Raw genomic sequence first — 19,104 nt, forward strand, 5'->3', positions numbered from 1 at the left:
GTGACAGTGGCGTGCGGGCTAGTTCGTGGTGGCGGAGAGCAGTTCCTGGATGCGGTCGAAGCTCATGCCTGTCGTGGCCGAGGCGAGGTCGCCCGCGACCAGCGCCTTCGTGGCCTGTTCGAGTGCCCCCATGGCGTGGGCGTAGAGCGCCGGTCCCAGGCTGATGCGCTTCACCCCGGCCTTCTGCAGCTCGGGGACGGTCAGCACCGTGTCGGACGGTGACACGAGGACGTTGACCGGTGTCGGCGCGACCGCGGTGACGATCGCGACGAGTGCGTCGAGGTCGGGCGGGTACGGGGCGTAGAGCACATCGGCGCCGGCCTCGGCGAAGGCGGTCAACCGCAGGATGGTGTCGTCGAGGTCGGGCCGGCCCTGGATGAAGTTGTCGGTGCGGCCGGTGACGACGATCCGCCTCTTGGCCGCGACGACAGCGCTGCGTACGCGACTGACCGCTTCGTCGAAGTCACGGATGGGCTGTTCGGGACGGCCCGAGGTGTCCTCGATCCCGATACCGGCCAGTCCGGACGCCACGGCGGCCTCAACGGTGGCGGCGACGTCTTCGGGCGAGTCGCCGTAACCGTCCTCGAAGTCCCCGTTGACGGGCAGTCGCGTGAGCCGGCCGAGCAGCCGCGCGTGCTCGAGGTGTTCGTCGCGGGTGACTTCGTGACGCCCGTCGAGGCGGCCGAGTGAGAAGGCGAGCGCCGCCGACGATGTGGCGATCGCCTCGAAGCCGGCGTCGGCCAGCATCAGCGCCGAGAGGCCGTCCCAGGCGTTCGGCATGACGAGACCACCGTCGCGGGTGTGCAACGCCATGAAGTTCTCGTAGAGTTCGGAGCCCGCCATGTCGAGCCTTCCTGAATCATCGTCGAGTTGATGAGGGGTCCGTCGACCGGGTGGGCGGGCTGAATCGCGCCCCCGCCGGCCGTGTCGGGCGTCGTACGCGCCGGGTGCGGGTGCTCACGGGGCCACGGCCGTGCCGACCGAGTCGACGGTGGGGATGTCGACGTCGGTCTGGTTGACGTTGTTGATGAAGTTCGTGAGCAGGAATTGCACCGCCACAGCGACGATCGCCAGGATCTGGGAGTCGGTGTACCCGGCGCTTCGCACCTCCTCGAGCTCGGCATCGCTGACGCGCCCGCGGCTGTCGACCACCCTTTGCGCGAAGCGAGCGGCTGCGGCGCGCCGGGGGTCGACCGAGCTGCCGCTGCGGCCGAGCTCGATGTCGGCGCCTGACATGCCGCCGAACGCGGTCGCGACGTGGCTGTGAATCGCCAGGCAGTAGTCGCAGCCGTTGGCCTGGGACACGGCAAGCGCGATGCTGTGCCGGGTCTTCGCGTCCAGAACCCGGCTCAAGGTGCCTTGCAGGGTAGTGACGCCCTCGAGGACGGTCGGGTTCGACGCGATGGCCTGGAACATGTTCGGGACGAAGCCGAGTTGCGCACCGACGTTGTCGAGTATCCGCTGCGCGCCGGCGGGGACGTCCTCTGGTGCGGGAGCTTTCAGTCGTGACACGGCGAACCGACCTCCGGTCGGGGTGTGAGTAGTCGTTGTCGAGTCCACGTCGGGCCTCGGAGGGCTGCCCCGGCTGCGTCGCGGGCCTCACCTGCGCCTGGCGCCTGGCGACCTGACGTACGGGGGATGACGCTGTCGGCCTCGTGTCCCGGATCTCCTTCACCCGGGACGCTGCCCCAAGAAGGACTATACAGACCAATAATTACAGCGCCAAACCCCTCCCGCCGAGTCGGGCAAGCCGCGCCGGCCACACCTGGGTCGACGTCGCACTGGGACAATAAACTGCAGCTCAACGTCGCCATCTGGCCACCTCGCGAGCCGATCGATCAGTCGGGTCGAGCAGCGTTCAGGCCGCACACCTCGATCGTGACCGGATTTCCGTAGTGGACCATTTAGTCCAACTTCTGGATAGGGGGCAGGTAACCCCGGGTCCTCAGGCCAGTGCCGGGTAGTCGCCGGCACTGAGGTCGTCGATCAGGCTCGGGTGGGTGGGCTTCCAGTCGAACCTTGCCCGGGTCAAGGCACTCGACGACGCCATGTCCAGGGCAAACACCTGTCCGATGAGGCCGAAGCGCTCCGCCGGCACCGATTCGACCGGCACCGCCAGAACGCCGCCGATGGCCTCGGCCAGCGACCTCATGGTGTCGCCCTCGTCGGCCACCGCGTGCAGGACCGTGCCCGGCGCGGCGTCCTCGAGTGCGATCCGGAACAGTGTGGCGGCGTCGAGCAGGTTGACCGCCGGCCATCGCTGCGTGCCGTCGCCGACGTACGCGGACACGCCCGTCTCCTGCGCGGCGGCGATGAGCACCGAGCAGAAGCCGTACGTCGTCCCGCGCTGGTGCACGGAGCGCGGCAGTCGCACGACGGAGGACCGGATGTCCTGCGAGGCCAGGCTCAGCACCTCCTGGGAGGTGCGGCCGCGGCCGCCGACCGGACCGTGCGTGGTGTCGGGGTCGTCCTCGGTGGAGGTGTGGCCCGGCTGCATCGGCGTGAGGCCGGCGTGCACGAACGGCTTGCCACTGCCCGCGAGTACGGCGGCGAAGGTCTTGACGGCGCGTGCTTCCTCCTCGATGCCCGGCTCGATGTTGCTCCAGTCGTTGCTGAAGGCCAGGTTGATGACGCCGTCGGCCTGCGTGGCGCCGGCGCGGAGGCTGTCGAGGTCGGTGAGGTCGCCGCGGAGCGGCGTCCCGCCGACGGCGGCGACGGCCGTGGCCGCGGCATCGGAGCGGACGAGACCGAGCACCTCGTGACCGGCGGCGATGAGTTCGGGAACGACGACCGAGCCGACGGTGCCGCTGGCTCCGGTGACGAAAACGCGCATGGGAGGCTCCAATACTCCTGCGACGCTGCGTCGCAGGATGGCAGGCCGAGGGTCAGGCCCGCCGGTTGTAGGTGTGGGGGTCCACGGGTTGCCTGGACTTGGGAAGCCCGCCGACCACCAGGCGGTAGGAGTCGGTCACGAGTTCCTTCACCAGCTTGTCGTCGACGGCGTCCCCGCCTTCGACGGTGATCCAGTGCCTCTTGTTCATGTGGTAGCCCGCGGTGATGCCCGGGTACTGCTCTCGCAGGGCTGTGGCGTCGTCCGGATCGGCCTTCAGGATCACGACGGGGCGTCCGGGCATGTCGGTCATGAGCATGAAGACCTTGCCACCCACCTTGTGCAGCTCCCAGTCGGGGCCGAAACGAAGCTCCTGGTCGGTGCCGGGAAGATCCGCGGTGCAGTCGCGGGCGATCTTCTGCACTTCCTGTCCGTCCAAGGTGATCAACTCCTCTGCCGGTCCGGGTGTCCGGCGTGTGTCGGTTCGGGTCCTTGCGCCGGTCGGTGGCCGATCGCCGTGGCGTGGATCAGGACCACGACCTGCCGGGTCGGACGGTGACCGTCCACTGCCTACGGGAGGACGCGGATGACGGTCTTCCCGAGGCGTCGCGTGGTCGGGTTGAGGGCACTGACGGCATCGTCGAGGCTCGCGACGTCACCGATGTTGGTCCGCAGCCGTCCGTCCCGCACTCGCTGCACGATCTCACCGAGCGCGGCGCGATCGGCCTCGACGACGAAGTCGACGGCCAGACCGTCGGTAGGCCGTGCTTCCACCGGGCCGACGACGGAGACCAGTGTTCCTCCGGCCTTGATCAGGGCGGCGGACTGCTTCTGCACCTCGCCGCCGATGACGTCGAGGACCAGGTCGACGCCGCCGACGTCCTTCAGCGAGTCGTTCTCGAGGTCGACGAACTCGTGCGCGCCGAAGTCGAGCGCCTTCTCGCGGTCGGCGGCACGTCCGGTGCCGACGACGTAGGCGCCGGCCTCACGGGCGAGCTGGGTCACCATCGTCCCGACCGCTCCGGCCGCGCCATGGGCGAGGACGGTCTGGCCGGCCTGGAGGCGGCCGTGCTGGAACAGGCCCTGCCACGCGGTCAGCCCTGAGATCGGCAGCGACGCGCCCACCGTGAAGTCGACGTCGCCTGGCAGCGGTGCGAGGTTGCGCGCCTCGATCGCCACGTACTCCGCAAGGGTGCCGTCGCGGTGCCAGTCGGCGAGGCCGAACACCCGCTGCCCGACCGAGAGCCCCGTCGTTCCGTAGCCGAGGGCGGAGACCACTCCGGCCAGCTCGTGCCCGGGGATCGACGGTGTCTTGTCACGGCCGGCGCGATCGGCCCAGGTGGACGGCCACTCCATCTCCGTGGGGACGAAGCCCGACGCATGGATCCGGACGATGACGTCGTTGATCGCCGCGAGCGGCTCGGGCCGCTCCGTCAGCGTCATTCCGGACGTTCCCGCGGCCTGGTCGGTGACCACAATGGCTTTCATCGACATGCCTCTTTCCGTGTAGGTGTTGGGGTTCTGGTGACGTGTGCAACGCCCGTCCGAGCCCCCCGGTCAGCGGGACGCCGTCGCCGCCGCCTCAGCCCGCGGCGTTCAGATGCCCGCCGGCTATCAGCTGGGCCCGCAGCTTCTTGCGGGCGTCGAACATCGTCTTGTAGAGCGCGTTGCGGTTCGTCTCCAGCTCGCCGGCCAGCGTCTCCAGGGGGACCCCGTTGACGACGGCGGTGAAGACCTGCCGCTGGCGGGCCGTCAGCGCCGTCTCGACCGCGCGGCGCGCGGCTTCGACCAGCTCCCGCGCCTGCCAGTGGCTGACAGGGTCGCTACCGGAGCGGTCGGGCACTTGTGCCAATTCATCGACGTCGAACCCGGTATGTGAAACACGCGAGAACTGGCGGCCCAGAGCGTTGGAAACCTCGAGCACGACGAATCGGAACGCCCACGTCGTGAACCTGGCATCGCCTCGGAATTGCCGAATCTTCTTCGTAATCCTCATCAGCGCGTCGGCTGCCGCCTGGTGGGCGAGATCGTTCAGCTCGGGCCCGGTAATTCGGTAGCGAGGGCCCCGGCGGAACACTTCGTCCAGGGCAATCCGCACCAGCAGTTCGTGCAGCCGCGTGCAGGCCAGCTCGTACTCGGGCCCGCGGCCGCCCTCGAGTGCATCGACCCAGGCGGCGGACTCCGGGTCGAGTTGCCCCCGGCTCGCGGCGGGTGCTGCTGCCGGGGCACTTCCGCTGGTTCCGGCCTGTCCATTCAGGGCCGGGCGGCACGTTTTTCCACCATCTGCACAGCGCATGGTTCTCAGTCCCCAGGTTATCTCGTGTGAACAATCCCAGCACGAGACCATCTACAGGGCGTCTACGCGAAGTCGCTGTTTTCTCTCTTGCCGGGCCCGCATCCCCCGTATTTCCGGGACGGGGTCCCCTCGGATTCCGGCGAGCGACCCACGTGCGGCCGGGATGCCGTTCCGTCGAGGCTTCCCGGCCCTGCCGGTGCCGCAGTCCCTCAGGAGCCTTCCTGGGTGTCGGGCACCACGTGGACAGCCGCCTCCTCGGCGGAGGCGGCGCCGTTGTCGATGCCCACGTCCCGCGCCCAGTAGTCGTCGCCGTCGTATCCGGCGGTGAGAACGTCCGTGTCCCAGCCGACGAGGCGTCCCGCCCGCTCGTCGCCGACCTGGTCGTCGATGAGCTCTCCGTCCGTGCCGATCGTGTCGCCCAGTCCGTCGCCCTCCTCCGGTGCGCTGACGTCCGGCACCTCGCGCCTGAGCCGATGGGCGAGGTCCTCGTGGGAGGCACCCTCCCTCGCGGTGACGCCCCAGTCGTTGACGGCGAGGGGCGCGTCGGCGGGTGAATAGCCCTGGTCCAGGACGTCCTCTCCCAGCTCGTCCTCGTCGTACTCCTCCTGCGAGCGCAGGGGGTTGGATTCGGCCAGGTCTTCGTAGGACGGGAAATCATCTGGTGAAGTCATCACGGCCTCCATGCCGTCGGATCCCACGGCATCTCGGTGCCGGCGCCTCGACGGCGCGGCGGGTGACGACCATCCAAGCGGCCGGGTGTCGACGCGGCGTCTATCCGGCATGGTCTCCCGGCAGGCAGGTCGTCGACCCCGGCCGTCGCCGGCCCTGCTCGCCCTACAACCGGGCCGGATTGCCCTGGTCCAGGAACCATTGCCCCGCCTGCTCCACCGCGTATGCGGCCACCAGCCGGTTCCAGCTGTACCGACCGGGGCCGATCTCCGAAACGAGGTGCGATCGGGTGAGGCGCGACAAGACCTGCCGGACGCGGCCCTCGGGCCGTCCGGCCAGGTCCGCGACCTGCGATGCCGCGAACATGGGGTCCGGACAGGCGCTCAGGTCGCGAAAGAGCGCGGCCGTCTCCGTGTCGAGGAGGCGGTACGAGCGGGTGATGGACTCGCGGACGTCGAGCGCCCGGTCCTCCTCGCTCGCGAAGGCGTCGAGAGTGCTGTGTTCCGGCACCTCGTACTCGTCGGCCAGGCCCGCCAGACGCAGCTGCGGACGATACGCCGCGCGGGCGGCGACGTTGGCCAGGGCCAGGGGGAGCTGCCCGGCCAGGCGGATGATGCGGTCGACGGCCTCCGGTTCGGCTGCCGTCCTCGCTGCGCCGAGCCGGTGCGCGAGGAGGGTGCGTGCGTCGCTCAGGCTCAGGGGCATGAGGGTGAGGGGAAGTGCCTGGTAGGCGGCGACGAGCGCGTGCAGTTGCATGCGGCTGGTGACCAGGGCCATGGAGCCGGCGCTTCCGGGGAGCAGATGCTTCAGCTGCTCCGTGCTCGACGCGTTGTCGAGCACGACGAGCACGCGCCGCTTGGCCAGCAGGCCGCGGAACATCAGACCCCGTGCCTGCGCGGTCTCGGGCATGTCCTCGAGGCGGACCCCCAAGGCCTGCAGGAAGTCCTCGAGCACGTGCGCCGGGTCCCTCGGCTCCGGCTCCGGTCCGACTCCCTGCAGGTCCGCGAAGAGCTGGCCGTCGGGGAAGCGGTCGGCCAGCCGGTGGGCGACGGTGATGGCGAAAGCCGTCTTCCCCACCCCGGCCAGCCCGCCGACCGTGCAGATGGCCACGGAGGACGACGCCTCCGCCTCGGCGGCCAGGCGTTCGACCTGTGCCTGCTCGCTGCCGCGACCGACGAGGCTCGGCAGGGCAGCCGGGAGTTGGGCCGGGACGTGGGGCCGAGGCGTCCGTGTCGTGTCCTTCGGGCGCTCGGTGCTCTGTGGGAGCTGGAACCGCCCGGAGAGGATGCGCTCGTGGACCTGCTGCAGTTCCGTCGACGGGCTGACGCCGAGGCGCTGACGCAACAGGTGGCTGGTCGTGTGGTAGATCGTCAAGGCCTCGGACTGCCGTCCGGCACCGTAGAGCGCGGTCATGAGGAGGCCGCACACACGCTCCCGAAGCGGGTGCTCCGCCAGCAGGGCGGACAGTTCTGCGGCCGCCTCGGTGTAGCGCCCTCTCTCCACCTCGCACGCGAGCTGCTCCTCCGCACAGGCGAGGCGCAGCTCGCCGAGGACGCTGCGTTGCTGGTCCGCGAACGGCCCCGGGACCCCCGCGAGGGCCGCTCCCTTCCACATCTCGAGGCCCTTCGTCAGCAGGCTCGCCGCGACCTCCAGGTCGCCGGTGCGGCGGGCCTCCCTCGCCTTCGCCATCGTCTCCTTGAACCTGTTCAGGTCCAGGGCGTCCGGTGGTATGCGCAGCAGGTAGCCCCCGTCGACCCGGCTCACGGAGCTGTCGCTCTTCTCCCCCAGGGCCTGCCTGAGCCGGTAGACGTAGGTGCGCACGGAGCCCACGGCCGACGGTGGGGCGTCGTCGCCCCACACGTCCTCCACCAGCCTCGAAAGGCTCACGGGCTTGCCCGCCCTGAGCAGCAGCGAAGCGAGCACGGCGCACTGCCTCGGCTGGCCGGCTGCGGCCTCGACGCCCTCTTTGTGGAGCCGGACCGGGCCGAGCACGGAGAACTCGACGCCTGCATGCATGGTGCCTACCGCCTTGGAGATCCTTGTGACGCTTGCGTGGCTGTCCGCGGGGAACTGCCTTCCTCAAACGTACCTCAGATCGACCACTTTTCAGGACCAAATAGTCCTCGCATGCTCTGGCCGGCAGATGCGACGTCCGTGCAGGTGATGGTCGCGTGCCGCGACCGAGCGCTCACCAAATTGGACGAACTCGTCCTCCCGCGATACCGCACCCCGCTGGGCCGCCTCCGCCCGTCGCGGGCGGCCGCCGCGCAGTGACGGTGAGCCCGAAGGCGATCACACCATGTGTGCGGTGTCCGGGGTCGTGACGGTGCGCGGGTTGCGTGCGGCGAGGACGGTGAACACGGTGGCGACGAGAGCGAGTGCGCCGTATCCGAGGGCGATGTCCGGTAGCGCGACGGCCTTCGACAGTTGGCCGGAGAGGAGACTGGGGAAGGCCGCGCCGCTGTAGCAGAGGAGGTAGATCGCGCTGAAGATCGGCGCCCGGTCGGCCAGGGCGCTGTCGTGCAGCAAGCCGCGGGTGGCGGCACTGATCGCGATGCCCTGACCGCCGCCTGCGACGACGGTCGCGGCGATGAACAACGCCAGAGTGCCGATGGTGATCGCCGTCATGATGCCGATCCATCCGGCCAGAAAGATCGTCATGCCGATGCGCTGGGCCGCCGCGGAGGTGAACCGGCCGCCGATGGGGGCGCCGAGAACGCTGGGGGCCATGTAGGCGGCGAACACCAGCCCGAGGACGAGCGGGCTGTGGGTCCGGAGGCGGTCTGCGACCAGTGCGGGCATGAATGCCTGGTAGAACGCCCCGGTCGCCCACGTGGCCAGGTACAGCGCGGCGGCGACCGGGAGCAGGTGCCTGACCCGGGCAGGTACGCGGACGCGGGGTATCAGTGATCGCCAAGCGCCCGGCGTCGGCTTCGCGGTTTCCGGGCTGATGACGATGAGTGCGGCGGACAGTACGAGGAGACCGGCACACACCAGGTAGACGAGGTCGCGGGGCCAGGGGCCGAACTGGACCAGGGCGCCGGAGGTGACGGCGCCGAGCGTGAGGCCGAGCATGGGCCCCTGGCTGGAGGCGACGGAGGCCAACCATTCCGGCCTGGCGGGTGCGGTGTCGACGATGTAGGAGGTGAGGCTGCTGCTGGCCAGGCCCGCGCCCACGCCCATCAGCAGCCGACCGGCCATCAGGGCGCCGATGTCGTGCACCTTCAGCAGCAGCAGGCAACCCAGCAGGAGCATGCCCAGGCTGGCGATCGCGGTGGGCCGTCGACCCAGATGGTTGGACAGCCGGCCCAGGGTCAGTAGTGCGGCGATCGTGCCGAAGGAGTACGACACCACGGCCAGCGAGACGCCGGCGTTGGTGAACCCGTCCTCGGCCCGATAGGTGTTGAACAGGGGGATCGGTGCGGCCGACGCGGCGAACGAGGCCACCAGGGAGACCACCGCGGAGGGGAATGCCGGCCTGAGCGATCTGCCCGGGCGGGCGAGGTGGGTCACCGGTGCCACGTCATGCATCGAGCAGTACCTTTCCATCGTTCTGGATCACCAGGAGGTTCCTGCGTGTCCGGGCTGGGACTCCGCGCAAGGGGCCGACCCCGAGCAGGGGCAGGCCGGCGCACCGGATCACACGGCGCAGCAGACGACACGTGTCAGGGAGCAGGCACAACAGTGCCCCGCTGCGTGTGATTAGCGGCGCTCAGCGGCGCCGCCTTACCAACGCGGCCTCCCCCGTTCCTCGTCGCCGTCCCGCTCGACGTCTTGCCACGCTGATCCACAGGCGTGAGGGCTGCGAGGAACAACTGCGACAGCGTGATGCCGGTAAGACGGCACGACGGATCGACGCACATAAGACAGTTGCACCCGCGATCCGGTAGGCCTTCCCGCTCGCACATCGACGTCGCGTGGTGCTCCACGGGGCGACGGAGAGCCCATCGCGCACATCCCCGAAGGGAACCCGAAACCATGCCAGTTGGGCTCGTCGGCACGACCGCACCGATCAGTGGCTCTGCCCGCTCGTGATGCCGGCCCGTGACGACCACCGCGGTTCGCAAGCACTGCGCACGCCCATGTCGGTGTTCTGGGCTGCTTCGGGTATCGCCCCTGGTGCGATACGAGCGGGACGAGGTGTGCGCCGTTCGGTGGTCGAAGGTGTACGCGAAGCTGTCCGCACCGGCCGCCTGGCGCCAGGAACACGACTGCCCTCCTCCCGCCGGCTCGCGGGCGACCTCGGACTCGCCCGCAACCCGGTGGCCGACGCCTATGCCGACCTCGTCGCGGAGGGATGGCTCACCGCCCGGAGGGGCTCGGGCACGGTGGTTGCCGACAGGATGGTCACCCGGCCGGTCGTGGCGCGCCCGGCCGTCGATCCGTCCGACAGCCCTCGTCACGACCTGATCCCGGGTAACCCCGACCTCTCCGCCTTTCCTCGCGCGGCGTGGCTGAAGGCCGCACGCCGTGCCCTGGCCGCCGCCCCCGACGACGCGCTCGGCTACGGCGACCCCCGCGGCCGGCCGGAACTACGGGCCGCACTCGCGGAGCACCTCGCTCGAACCCGCGGCGTGTCCGTGAGCCCGGAGCACATACTGATCTGCGCCGGCGTCTCTCACGGCCTTCAGATCCTGAGCCGAGTGATGACCGGTCGCGGGGCATCGAACGTCGGCGTCGAGTCCTACGGCCTGCCCCGGTACTGGGACCTGCTCGCGGCGGCCGGGCTGGAGACCCGGCCGCTTCCCTTCGACGCCCACGGGACGAACCCGGTACCGCCGGCGGGCACGGACGCGGTGCTGCTCACCCCGGCACACCCGTTCCCCGTCGGCACGGCGCTGCGGGGCGATCGCCGGACAGCCGTCGTGGACTGGGCCGAACGAACCGGCGGGCTGGTCCTGGAGAACGACGACGACGGTGAGTTCCGCTTCGACCGCCAGTCCGTCGGCGCGCTCCAGGGACTCGACCCCGACTGCGTGGTCTACCTGGGCGCCGCCGGCAAGACCCTGGCTCCCGGCCTGCGGCTGGGGTGGATGGCGATGCCTCCCGCGCTCGCTGCGGAAGCCGTGGCGGCCAAGGGGCAGATCGACTCGTGCGAAGTGCTCAGCCAGCTGACGATGGCGGAATTCCTCACCTCCGGCGCCTACGACCGTCACGTACGCGCTGTCCGCCGGCGCTACCGCGACCGACGGGAGACTCTCGTGACGGCCCTGGCCCAGCATGCCCCAAGGGTGCGTGTCATGGGAGCGGCGGCCGGCCTGCACACCGTGCTGCGTCTGCCACCCGGAGCCGAGCAGCGGGTCCTTCAGGAGGCTGCCCGGCAGGGCGTCGCGGTGACCGGCCTGTCGCGATACCGCCACGAACGGTCCCCGAACGCCCTGGCCGATGCCCTCGTCGTGGGATACGGGGTGCCCACCGACGCCGCGTGGCCTCAGGCACTCTCGGCGCTCGTGGGGATCCTTTCCCGGCACTCGGACTGATCCCTCGGTGAGTGCGGAGCCCCCTCACGCCCGTTCCCGTGACGAGTGACCCGTGTCCGGGATACCGATGAGCTACGCCAAGTCGTGCTCGATCGCGGTGATCTCGCATTCGTGACGGTCTTTCACGGGCTGGTGCTCGGGGTAGGCGCCGGCGCCGGGATGGACCTCGTCGATCAGGTCGGCGTACTCGCGGTTGCGGTCGATGAACTCACCCACCACCGGGCAGATGACGGTGATCTTCTTCCCGCTCTCGCGGATCTCGTCCAGCACACGAGAGATGAGCTCCGTGGCCACCCGGTTCTTGCGGTAGGCAGGGTCGACCCAGGTCGTCAACAGCACCACGCGGCCGCCCACGAACCGGTACGAGAGTTCGGCGATCCCCACATCGCCGAGCGCGGCGATCCAACGGCCGTGCTCCGCGTCGTTGAGGACGTCGAGCACCCAGCGGGACTCCGCCTCGCCCGGACGTGCCTCGTCGAACGCAGCGATGAGCGCGGCGTTGTTCTCTTCACGGGCGGACGCCTCGGCCTCGAAATCGAACGTCATTGTCACACTTTCCGTTGTGGACCACCGCGTGGCCGATCTTCATGCGTTTCGACCTTCATCTGTGCTGCCGGGTGCGATCGGTGACCGTCTCAGACCTCGATCCGGACCTGGCGTGCGTCGAAGGCGACGTAACCGCTGAAGTCGCGACCGACACGGCTCACCGCCGACTCCTTGATGTCCGGGTAGGACCAGGCCCCGTCCCGAACCTCGGTCTCACCGGCCACGACGTCGTGATACTGCGCCCGCCCCTTCCACGGGCAGGTGTAGGGGGTCGGGCTCTCGCGGAGCGCGCCGGCCGCGATCGAGTCCGGAGGGAAGTAGACGTTCCCCTCGATGCGGATGACCGCCTCACTCTCGGCCTCTGCCACGACGGTCTCCCCAACCACTGCCTTCATCGGTCTTTCCCCTCGTCGATCCCTTTGACTGGGCCTGATCCGCCCTCGGGTCCGCCCGAGAGCACCATCTGTTGCGCGCCGGCTTTCCCGGTCCGTTCACCGGTTGCGACGGGCGCCCTCCTGGGACGTCACGTCGGTGCGGTCAGCCGGCTCGCGCATACGGCCGGAGGTTGGCGTCGGGCGCACCCCGCCTCTTACCAGTGTGCGCTCATCGGTATTGGCCGGCCGCGCACCGTTTCACCTGGCCTGATCGTCTCAACCGCCGGCCGCTGTCAGCGCCGCCTCGGCAGTGGCACGATCGGAGTAGCCCGGGTGGCGGGCGTCGACCAGATCGGCATGGGCGGTCGTCTGCGAGAGGTAGTCGACCACGAAGGGGCAGATCGCGGTGATCGTGCCTCCGCGGGCGCGAACCTCGTCGAACACCCGCCCCACCAGCACGCCCCCCACACCCTGGTGCTGATGACTCGCCTCGACCTCGGTGTGCCGGAGCGCGTACCGGTTGGGCTTCAAGTGGGTGTAGTAGAGCCAGCCGGCCAGCTCGCCGTCACGGCAGAGCTCGAAGCGGCCCAGTTCGATGTTGTCGATCAGCTGCTCAGCCGCCGGCACGTGCTCTTCGCTGCTCATCGCTGCACCTCTCCAACTGTCGTCACGCCGAGTATGTGAACAAGAAACATTGGACTCTATGGTCCGGCATGCCGCCATCTCCCAGCGAGATTTACGGTTAGTTGGACTATACAGTCCCTTCACATGCCGACGTTGAGTACCGGCAGCAGCGTGCTACGGCCCGCCCTACCGGCCACCGCGGCGCCCGCGTCAGGCGGTCTCGCGGACGGGCAGGTCAAGGGTCCGACCGAGGTTCTGGATGCTCTCGTCCACGTGTCGCAGGTGCCGGAGCACACGGCGCGTCACGTGGACGTCCACGGCACGCGCACCGCCGGGACCCACCGCGAGCTCGGTGGGAACGCCGCGACCGCGCTCGAGGGGGGTGCGGTCCTCGCCTCGGGCGGCGACCCGGCCGATCAGGGCCGCCAGGTTGCGGTCGATCCGGCCGGCCTCGTGCACGAGGCCCGGATCGGTGCCGATGCGCACGCTCGGCGGCATCGCTTCCACCGTGACGGCCAGGCTGCGCGTGTGAAGGGCCACCGTCTCCAGCAGCCCCAGCACGCGGAGCGCGTCGCGCCGCCGGGCACGCAACGGGCTGAGCGGGGTGATCAGCGGCTGCACCGACAGGCGCAGGCTGTCCACAGCCGAATCCAGCGCACGGGCCTGACCGAGGAGATCCCGGCCCGGCTCGCCGCTCAGCTGCGCCAGCGACTGGGAGAGCACCGCGCGCAGGCGCTCCAGTGCGTCCCGCAGCAACTGGTCCGTGCGTTCCCCGGTCCGCACCGGCAGTACGAGCAGAGCGGCGGCCAGCCCGCAGGCGATCCCGAGTGCGGTCTCCTCGATCCGCACGATCAGCACACCCGGGGTGAGGGCGTGGAGCAGCGAGTACAGCATGCCGATCATGGTGGTGACGAAGAAGGACATCAGCGTGTAGGACACCGCGGTCGTGTAGTACATGCCGAACACGCTGAGGATCGCGAAGGTGAAGGCCAGCACAGGGTCGTCGCCGATCAGGGCGGCGAGCGCGAGTCCGGCGACGACGCCCACCACCGTGCCGACCAGCCGCCGGTATCCCCTGAACAGGATCTCGCCGGTGGAGGTGGTGCTGATGAAGACCACCCAGCACGTGAACACCGCCCAGTACCAGCGTTGCGGCGACAGCAGTTCACCACCGACGACGGCCAGGGCCGACCCGGTCGCGACCTGCAGCGCCGTCCTCGTGGTGGGCCGGATACGGGGGCCGTCCCGCAGGGGCGCGCTGTCCTCCGGCGGGCCGGGGTGCTCAGCCGCCGGTTTCTCTCGCGAGGGTGCGGCCTCGGGGGTGCCCTGCGATGTCGGGGTGTCCCCTTCGAGTGCCTGGCGCAGGCCGAAGAGGGCGCCGGCGAAGTCCCCGGCGGAGCGGAAGACGTCCAGCATCGCCGGGGACGCCTCGGGCAGGTCCTCGTCGTCGCGGTAGCCGAGCAGCCGGTCGCGCGTCTCAAGATCGGTGCCCGGCGGCCGGAGCCGGTCCGGGCCGATCACCGTGCGCAGTGCGCGCAGCTCCGAAACCAGTACGGGAAGCGTCATCGCGTCGCGGGGGTCGTCGGGCGGTCCGGAACGCCGGAGCTTCGTCAAATGGGGGGTGAGGCTGTCGACACCGGCAGCCGGCCACAGGACCCGCAATACGAGGACGGCCAGCCGTTCCACGGCCGTCTCCGCTTCCGCGACGCGTCGCTGGATCGCGCCGGCGGTGCGCTCGTCGGGCGTTCCGGTTCCGAGCCGGGTCTGGATCATCAACGCGGCCGTGTGCAGGCGGGCCACGTACCGGCGCAGATCGTCGACCGTCCGCTCGGCCCGTGGAGCCCGCGGTCCTCCCTCGGCCACCTCGATCAGCGCGTCGAGCACCAGCACCAGACGCAGCCGGAAGGACCGCAGCAGCCGTGCCCACGTACGCTCCAGCGGCGTCCGCAGGACGACGAACCGGACCAGAGCGCAGCTGCCGAAGGCCACCAGAACCGCCAGGGACAGCTGCGGCAGCTGCTCCACGCGGGTTTCGGCGAACTGGGTCACGAAGAAGAGCTGGAAGGCGAAGATGCCCAACGTGGTCGCGCGCCGGCCCAGCCGCCGGATGTAGATGGCGGAGAAGATCAACAGCACGAACACCACGTCGGCCGCGATCCGGTACGGCGTCAGCGCACTGCCGACCGCCATGGTCGCCAGTGTGACGGGTACTCCGGCCGCCAGGGTCAGCGCCTGGTCGTGCGGCCGGGACTCGGTGACCGCCACCGTGCTGACGATCGCGGTCAGGGCACCCGTCACCAGGACCGGAACGGGGGCGTGCAGGGCCGCGAGGACACCGAGCGTCAGCAGCACCGCGCAGACCGTACTCAGCGCGGACACCAGCCGGATCAGTCCGGGGTCGGATGCCGCGAACCGGTCCCGGACATCCGCGAAGGCCGTACGGGCCCGATGCATCCTGGCTGCCCTCCTCATCGCGCGGATGGTGGGAGGTCACGGGCCCAGGGTGTCGAGCGCGGACACGAACTCGTCGACGCCGACCACACTGTGCGAGATCATGTTCAGGCCGCGCATCATCGCCTGGTACGTGACCAGGCCACCGGGAGCGGCGATCGCGTCGGTGAACGTCGTGACGTGGAAGGCGCGCTCCATCGCGGTGCGGGCAGTCGACTCCACGGCCATGATCCCGGAGACGCCGGCGATCGCCAGGTACTCGACGCCGCGCTTGCGCAACAGGAACTCGAGGTCGGTGTGAAGGAGGACGTCGAGGCCCTTGTGCGGGGCGAGGACCACGTCACCCGGCCGGGGTGCCAGATCCTCGTAGAAGTCGGTGTTCCAGGTCCCGGCCTCGAACATCCGGCGGTCGAACATCGCGCGGTGCACCCCGCAGACGTGTTTCCACGTCGAGTAGTCCTCGCCGGTGAACGCGGTCGTCGAGTAGAAGACGGGCACGTCCTTGTGCCGTCGCACCCCGTCGATGAGTCTGGCCAGGGCGTCGATCGTGCCCAGCCTCTCGTATTCCGGCGCGTAGATGGCATAGGCCTTGCCGTCCCTCGCGAAGTTCTCGTTGACGAGGTCGATGAGAAGCAGTCCCACTCGGCCGCGTTCATAGCTGCTCGCCATGATCAACCTCCAGCGCAGAGGTCATCGATCGCCGGACCCCGGATCCCGGAACCACGGATCCCGGAACCACGGACCCCGGACCACGGACCCCGGACCACGGACCCGCGATTTCCACGATGCGCCCCGTCCGACCGCAGAGCGCGTCGAACGGCCGGCCACGGGCAGGCGGCGGACGGCGCCACCGCGTCCGCACCCTCACGTCCGGCACGGGCCTGCGCCAAGCCGCGTCATGGTCTCAGGAAGGGCGACGGACGTTCCTCGGGGGGCGCGTGGGAAGGGCGTGTGCTACCGGGCCGGACGGGCGTGACTTGTCACAACGTCCACCAGCAGTAGAGGCGCAGGTCCGCGGCGCGAGCCCGCCGGGCCAGGCCTACCAGGGCCTCCAGGACCACCGCTGCCGTCGCCGCATCGAGGCCGACGACTCCGCCGGCCCCGGACCAAGCCTCGGCCGCGGCCACGACCTCATCCTCGGAGGCGGAGACCAGGGCATCGCACAGCGTGTCCGACACGGTCAGGACGAACGGACTGTCGAGGTCCTCAGAGGACAGCAACTGCCCCACTCTCGGGCGCCGGCTCGCCTCTTGGTGACCGCAGCCGGTCATCACCGCCTCGACCTGGGCGATGGCATCGACCGGATCGATGTCCTTGAGGAAGATCACGTCCAGCCCGGCACGCGACGGGCCGCCGGCCTCGATCACGGCAACGGCGGACTCATCATCGGCGGCAGAGAAGTAGTCGGCGTCCGGCACGCCACGGATTCTGACATCCGCCACCGACGATGGCCCTCAGTGGGTCACTTCCTGCCAAGGGGCATACAGGGCCGAGAAGGCTGGTCGCTCCACGTGTCCGGGCCGACGGTGGTACGACCGCGGTCCCGGGGTCGCGTCCGGGGATTCCTAGTCGTCGCCGCCTGCCTGACTCATGCTCCGGCGCCGGCTCCTTTCCGATCGGCGGAGCAACTCGCCCGCGGCAAGCGTCACGGTCGAAACGACGCGGACCCAGCGGGGCCCGCCGCGCTCCGCCCACACCACGCATACGCACCCGCCGACGACGAGCGCCAGCACGCCGAGCAGCACCAGAACGACCATGTCTCTCCTTCTCCGTGAACAGAGGGTCCCGCCGACCCGTCATCTGGCGGACGCGCCTCACGAGCTGCCGGTTCCCGAAGGCGCTCCGGCCCCGACGGCTCCCCCGTGGACGTCGCTGCGCATCACGACAAAAGGCAGAGAACCCCGGCCTTCTCTCGGGCCGGGGTCCTCCTCAGGGCCACGTCAAGCCGGCCAGGCGCGCAGCACCGCCGCGACGCTCTGTACCGTGCACGCCTCGTCGCGCAGCTCGTCGACCAGGGCCCGCACCTCGTCCCAGGTCGGTTTCACCTGGCGGCCGGCGGCCTGCAGATACGCCACGGTCACCGCCACGGCGACCGTCATGTTGGACCGCTCCAGCCATCGCAGCCGCCCGAGCGAGTGCGCCAGCGCGGCCGCGCGCGCCACCGGCCCGTCGTAGACGTCCCGCTCGAACAGCTGGGCCTTGTGCCGCTCCACCGCCGACAGGGGCACCCCGAAGTCGTCCGGGGCCGGATCGTTTTCCCCCGCCTGAGCCGCGACGCTCAGGATCCAGCTGAGGTCAACCGCGAGGCTCACGCACGTGCTCCTCGATGAGGTCCCCGAACTCCTCGATCACGTTCGTCGCGGACGCGAGGAACGTGTTCCGGATGGGATCGGTGTCGGACCGCACCAGGTGCTCGATGTACTCCTGCAAGGACATGTGACGGTTGCCCGCCGCCTGGCGGGCCGCCTCCACCGTGTCCTCGTCCAGGCGGACGTTCAGCTGTGTCTTGGCCATGCAGCGATGCTAGCTCTCGCTAGCCGCTGATGGATAGTGGTTCCCACCATGTGCGAGTGTTGTTCCGGCCTGGGAAGGACGGGCTGCTGCCCGATCGGCAGGCGTTGGCAGTCGACCTTCCCGGCGCTCGATAACCTCTCGGCCATGACGCCGATCGACCACCTCGTGCGCCTGGTCGCGCCACCCCCGGACCCCGTCGACGCAACCGGGGACTGGCATCAGGTCGAAGCCGCCCTCGGTTTGGCGCTCCCCTCCGATTTCAAGGCGCTCATCGAGCACTACGGGCTGGGTAAGTTCGTCGACTTCATCACCCCGCTGACCCCGTTCGGCACCCGTGACCTGCTGGTCCGGTCCGCCCGACGGCTCCTCGACGGTGAGCGCGCCTTCCGTGATCAGCACCCGGACGAGAACGCCTACCGCTACTACCCGGAGCCCGGCGGGCTGCTCGAGTGGGGCGGAACCGACAACGGCGACCGCCTCTGCTGGGTGACCGAAGGACAGCCGGACGATTGGACCGTCGTCGTATGGAACCCACGCGGGTGGCATTACGACGCCCACGGGGTGGGTGCGGTCGAGTTCCTCGTGCGCTGGCTGAGCGGTCGGCTCACGACCACGGTCTTCTCCGACAACACGTACGGCACCGCACCGTGGTTCGAGCCGTTCCGCGATCTCCAGCACGTCTCCATCAAGCTGACCGACGGCGAACTGCCGTACCCCGAGCGCTTGCAGATCTTGCGCGAGGCGCTCGCTCCGACCGCCGATCGAGGGGGGTACGCCAGAGGAGATCGGCGGCAGGACCATTTCGCCGCCACAGCCCACGGCTGGAGGCTCACCTACGAGACGGCCCGCGGGCACCGGATCCGGGTCGCCTTCCCGCACGCGGACGAGGACCAGGTCCGCTCGATCCTCCTGGACGCGGTCCGACGGATGGGCTGCGACGTGCTCTCCACCACGACACACCCTGGGCGACCCATGAGGACCTGAGCGGGCCTCGAAGGTGGACCTCTGGGCGGTCGCGACACTACGCGCTGTAGAGGACCCAGGCGCGCTCCCCCGCGTCGTCGGTGCCGTACCAGTAGTGCGGCACGGCCGTGATGCCGGTGGTGCGGAACGGGTGGCCGCGGCTGACGATGCGGACGTGGAGCGCCTCAAGCACCACGGCCGTGTCCGAGCGCCCCTGTACCGAGATCTGCACCCTCGTCTGCCGCCCGTCCACCGCGCCCTGCGTCGCCGCCCACGCCCGGGCGTCCTGCTCCACCGGCGGCGCGGATACCCTCCGGAGCCGGTGCCGCCGCCTGGTGGGCACCAGCGGGTGGGACA

20 protein-coding genes and 1 pseudogene are annotated in these 19,104 nt (G+C 69.9%); 2 read left to right on the forward strand and 19 right to left on the reverse strand.

What is annotated here, in order from left to right; translation table 11 throughout:
* Positions 1-18: 18 nt before the first annotated feature.
* From ABZ479_RS32700 to ABZ479_RS32740, 9 genes are all read right to left on the reverse strand, one after another.
* Positions 19-843, reverse strand: coding sequence for an isocitrate lyase/PEP mutase family protein (locus ABZ479_RS32700; RefSeq protein ID WP_500464927.1), 825 nt, complete (start codon positions 841-843; stop codon positions 19-21).
* 114 nt (positions 844-957) lie between these two features.
* On the reverse strand, positions 958-1,512 hold the full coding sequence (locus ABZ479_RS32705; protein WP_500464928.1) for a carboxymuconolactone decarboxylase family protein: 555 nt from the start codon (positions 1,510-1,512) through the stop codon (positions 958-960).
* Between the two features lie 433 nt (positions 1,513-1,945).
* Positions 1,946-2,833, reverse strand: coding sequence for an SDR family oxidoreductase (locus ABZ479_RS32710; RefSeq protein ID WP_500464929.1), 888 nt, complete (start codon positions 2,831-2,833; stop codon positions 1,946-1,948).
* A 52-nt stretch (positions 2,834-2,885) separates the two neighbouring features.
* Complete coding sequence (locus ABZ479_RS32715) at positions 2,886-3,269, reverse strand: MmcQ/YjbR family DNA-binding protein (RefSeq protein ID WP_500464930.1); 384 nt, start codon at positions 3,267-3,269, stop codon at positions 2,886-2,888.
* 131 nt (positions 3,270-3,400) lie between these two features.
* Positions 3,401-4,318: an NADP-dependent oxidoreductase gene (locus ABZ479_RS32720; RefSeq protein WP_500464931.1), complete on the reverse strand. Its 918-nt coding sequence runs from the start codon at positions 4,316-4,318 to the stop codon at positions 3,401-3,403.
* A gap of 94 nt (positions 4,319-4,412) precedes the next feature.
* On the reverse strand, positions 4,413-5,126 hold the full coding sequence (locus ABZ479_RS32725; protein WP_500464932.1) for an RNA polymerase sigma factor: 714 nt from the start codon (positions 5,124-5,126) through the stop codon (positions 4,413-4,415).
* A 209-nt stretch (positions 5,127-5,335) separates the two neighbouring features.
* On the reverse strand, positions 5,336-5,797 hold the full coding sequence (locus ABZ479_RS32730) for a DUF5709 domain-containing protein (protein WP_500464933.1): 462 nt from the start codon (positions 5,795-5,797) through the stop codon (positions 5,336-5,338).
* A 163-nt stretch (positions 5,798-5,960) separates the two neighbouring features.
* The gene (locus ABZ479_RS32735; protein WP_500464934.1) at positions 5,961-7,811 is read right to left on the reverse strand and encodes an AfsR/SARP family transcriptional regulator; all 1,851 of its coding nucleotides are present in this window, start codon (positions 7,809-7,811) and stop codon (positions 5,961-5,963) included.
* A 276-nt stretch (positions 7,812-8,087) separates the two neighbouring features.
* On the reverse strand, positions 8,088-9,326 hold the full coding sequence (locus tag ABZ479_RS32740) for an MFS transporter (protein ID WP_500464935.1): 1,239 nt from the start codon (positions 9,324-9,326) through the stop codon (positions 8,088-8,090).
* 551 nt (positions 9,327-9,877) lie between these two features.
* Between ABZ479_RS32740 and pdxR the strand changes: the two genes are divergently transcribed.
* Complete coding sequence (gene pdxR, locus ABZ479_RS32745; RefSeq protein WP_500464936.1) at positions 9,878-11,275, forward strand: MocR-like pyridoxine biosynthesis transcription factor PdxR; 1,398 nt, start codon at positions 9,878-9,880, stop codon at positions 11,273-11,275.
* 72 nt (positions 11,276-11,347) lie between these two features.
* On the opposite strand, the gene ABZ479_RS32750 is transcribed toward pdxR, so the two are convergent.
* The 9 genes from ABZ479_RS32750 to ABZ479_RS32790 form a co-directional block, all read right to left on the reverse strand.
* Positions 11,348-11,821: a GNAT family N-acetyltransferase gene (locus ABZ479_RS32750; RefSeq protein WP_500464937.1), complete on the reverse strand. Its 474-nt coding sequence runs from the start codon at positions 11,819-11,821 to the stop codon at positions 11,348-11,350.
* Between the two features lie 89 nt (positions 11,822-11,910).
* Positions 11,911-12,216 carry a DUF427 domain-containing protein gene (locus ABZ479_RS32755; protein WP_500464938.1) on the reverse strand — a complete coding sequence of 102 codons (306 nt, stop codon included), beginning with the start codon at positions 12,214-12,216 and terminating at the stop codon, positions 11,911-11,913.
* A gap of 255 nt (positions 12,217-12,471) precedes the next feature.
* Positions 12,472-12,840, reverse strand: a complete 369-nt coding sequence (locus ABZ479_RS32760; RefSeq protein WP_500464939.1) for a GNAT family N-acetyltransferase — start codon at positions 12,838-12,840, stop codon at positions 12,472-12,474.
* 189 nt (positions 12,841-13,029) lie between these two features.
* Positions 13,030-15,273: an FUSC family protein gene (locus tag ABZ479_RS32765; protein ID WP_500464940.1), complete on the reverse strand. Its 2,244-nt coding sequence runs from the start codon at positions 15,271-15,273 to the stop codon at positions 13,030-13,032.
* Between the two features lie 36 nt (positions 15,274-15,309).
* Positions 15,310-15,939 carry a cysteine hydrolase family protein gene (locus tag ABZ479_RS32770; RefSeq protein WP_500464941.1) on the reverse strand — a complete coding sequence of 210 codons (630 nt, stop codon included), beginning with the start codon at positions 15,937-15,939 and terminating at the stop codon, positions 15,310-15,312.
* 311 nt (positions 15,940-16,250) lie between these two features.
* Positions 16,251-16,688, reverse strand: a complete 438-nt coding sequence (locus ABZ479_RS32775; protein ID WP_500464942.1) for a hypothetical protein — start codon at positions 16,686-16,688, stop codon at positions 16,251-16,253.
* A 147-nt stretch (positions 16,689-16,835) separates the two neighbouring features.
* Positions 16,836-17,027, reverse strand: a complete 192-nt coding sequence (locus ABZ479_RS32780; RefSeq protein WP_499605836.1) for a hypothetical protein — start codon at positions 17,025-17,027, stop codon at positions 16,836-16,838.
* Positions 17,028-17,210: 183 nt separating this feature from the next.
* The gene (locus tag ABZ479_RS32785; RefSeq protein ID WP_500464943.1) at positions 17,211-17,582 is read right to left on the reverse strand and encodes a fic family toxin-antitoxin system, toxin component; all 372 of its coding nucleotides are present in this window, start codon (positions 17,580-17,582) and stop codon (positions 17,211-17,213) included.
* On the reverse strand, positions 17,566-17,784 hold the full coding sequence (locus ABZ479_RS32790) for a hypothetical protein (protein WP_499605833.1): 219 nt from the start codon (positions 17,782-17,784) through the stop codon (positions 17,566-17,568). Before ABZ479_RS32790 ends, ABZ479_RS32785 begins: the two co-directional genes overlap by 17 nt.
* Before the next feature lie 144 nt (positions 17,785-17,928).
* Between ABZ479_RS32790 and ABZ479_RS32795 the strand changes: the two genes are divergently transcribed.
* Positions 17,929-18,768 carry an SMI1/KNR4 family protein gene (locus tag ABZ479_RS32795; RefSeq protein ID WP_500464944.1) on the forward strand — a complete coding sequence of 280 codons (840 nt, stop codon included), beginning with the start codon at positions 17,929-17,931 and terminating at the stop codon, positions 18,766-18,768.
* A 37-nt stretch (positions 18,769-18,805) separates the two neighbouring features.
* On the opposite strand, the pseudogene ABZ479_RS32800 reads toward ABZ479_RS32795, so the two are convergent.
* A pseudogene (locus ABZ479_RS32800) lies at positions 18,806-19,060 on the reverse strand (hypothetical protein); the annotation flags it as partial.
* Between the last annotated feature and the right edge of the window lie 44 nt (positions 19,061-19,104).

The sequence above is a fragment of the Streptomyces sp. NPDC005722 genome (assembly GCF_040630935.1).
Classification (GTDB): Bacteria; Actinomycetota; Actinomycetes; order Streptomycetales; family Streptomycetaceae; genus Actinacidiphila.

Bases quoted from the DNA above. Each gene is read 5' to 3' on its own strand.
- ABZ479_RS32760 (WP_500464939.1), bottom strand. From the start codon at position 12,840: ATGAGCAGCGAAGAGCACGTGCCGGCGGCTGAGCAGCTGATCGACAAC.
- ABZ479_RS32740 (WP_500464935.1), bottom strand. From the start codon at position 9,326: ATGCATGACGTGGCACCGGTGACCCACCTCGCCCGCCCGGGCAGATCG.
- ABZ479_RS32755 (WP_500464938.1), bottom strand. From the start codon at position 12,216: ATGAAGGCAGTGGTTGGGGAGACCGTCGTGGCAGAGGCCGAGAGTGAG.
- ABZ479_RS32725 (WP_500464932.1), bottom strand. From the start codon at position 5,126: ATGCGCTGTGCAGATGGTGGAAAAACGTGCCGCCCGGCCCTGAATGGA.
- pdxR (WP_500464936.1), top strand. From the start codon at position 9,878: ATGTCGGTGTTCTGGGCTGCTTCGGGTATCGCCCCTGGTGCGATACGA.
- ABZ479_RS32780 (WP_499605836.1), bottom strand. From the start codon at position 17,027: ATGGTCGTTCTGGTGCTGCTCGGCGTGCTGGCGCTCGTCGTCGGCGGG.
- ABZ479_RS32790 (WP_499605833.1), bottom strand. From the start codon at position 17,784: ATGGCCAAGACACAGCTGAACGTCCGCCTGGACGAGGACACGGTGGAG.
- ABZ479_RS32710 (WP_500464929.1), bottom strand. From the start codon at position 2,833: ATGCGCGTTTTCGTCACCGGAGCCAGCGGCACCGTCGGCTCGGTCGTC.
- ABZ479_RS32750 (WP_500464937.1), bottom strand. From the start codon at position 11,821: ATGACGTTCGATTTCGAGGCCGAGGCGTCCGCCCGTGAAGAGAACAAC.
- ABZ479_RS32770 (WP_500464941.1), bottom strand. From the start codon at position 15,939: ATGGCGAGCAGCTATGAACGCGGCCGAGTGGGACTGCTTCTCATCGAC.
- ABZ479_RS32730 (WP_500464933.1), bottom strand. From the start codon at position 5,797: ATGACTTCACCAGATGATTTCCCGTCCTACGAAGACCTGGCCGAATCC.
- ABZ479_RS32795 (WP_500464944.1), top strand. From the start codon at position 17,929: ATGACGCCGATCGACCACCTCGTGCGCCTGGTCGCGCCACCCCCGGAC.
- ABZ479_RS32700 (WP_500464927.1), bottom strand. From the start codon at position 843: ATGGCGGGCTCCGAACTCTACGAGAACTTCATGGCGTTGCACACCCGC.
- ABZ479_RS32720 (WP_500464931.1), bottom strand. From the start codon at position 4,318: ATGAAAGCCATTGTGGTCACCGACCAGGCCGCGGGAACGTCCGGAATG.
- ABZ479_RS32765 (WP_500464940.1), bottom strand. From the start codon at position 15,273: ATGCATCGGGCCCGTACGGCCTTCGCGGATGTCCGGGACCGGTTCGCG.
- ABZ479_RS32735 (WP_500464934.1), bottom strand. From the start codon at position 7,811: ATGCATGCAGGCGTCGAGTTCTCCGTGCTCGGCCCGGTCCGGCTCCAC.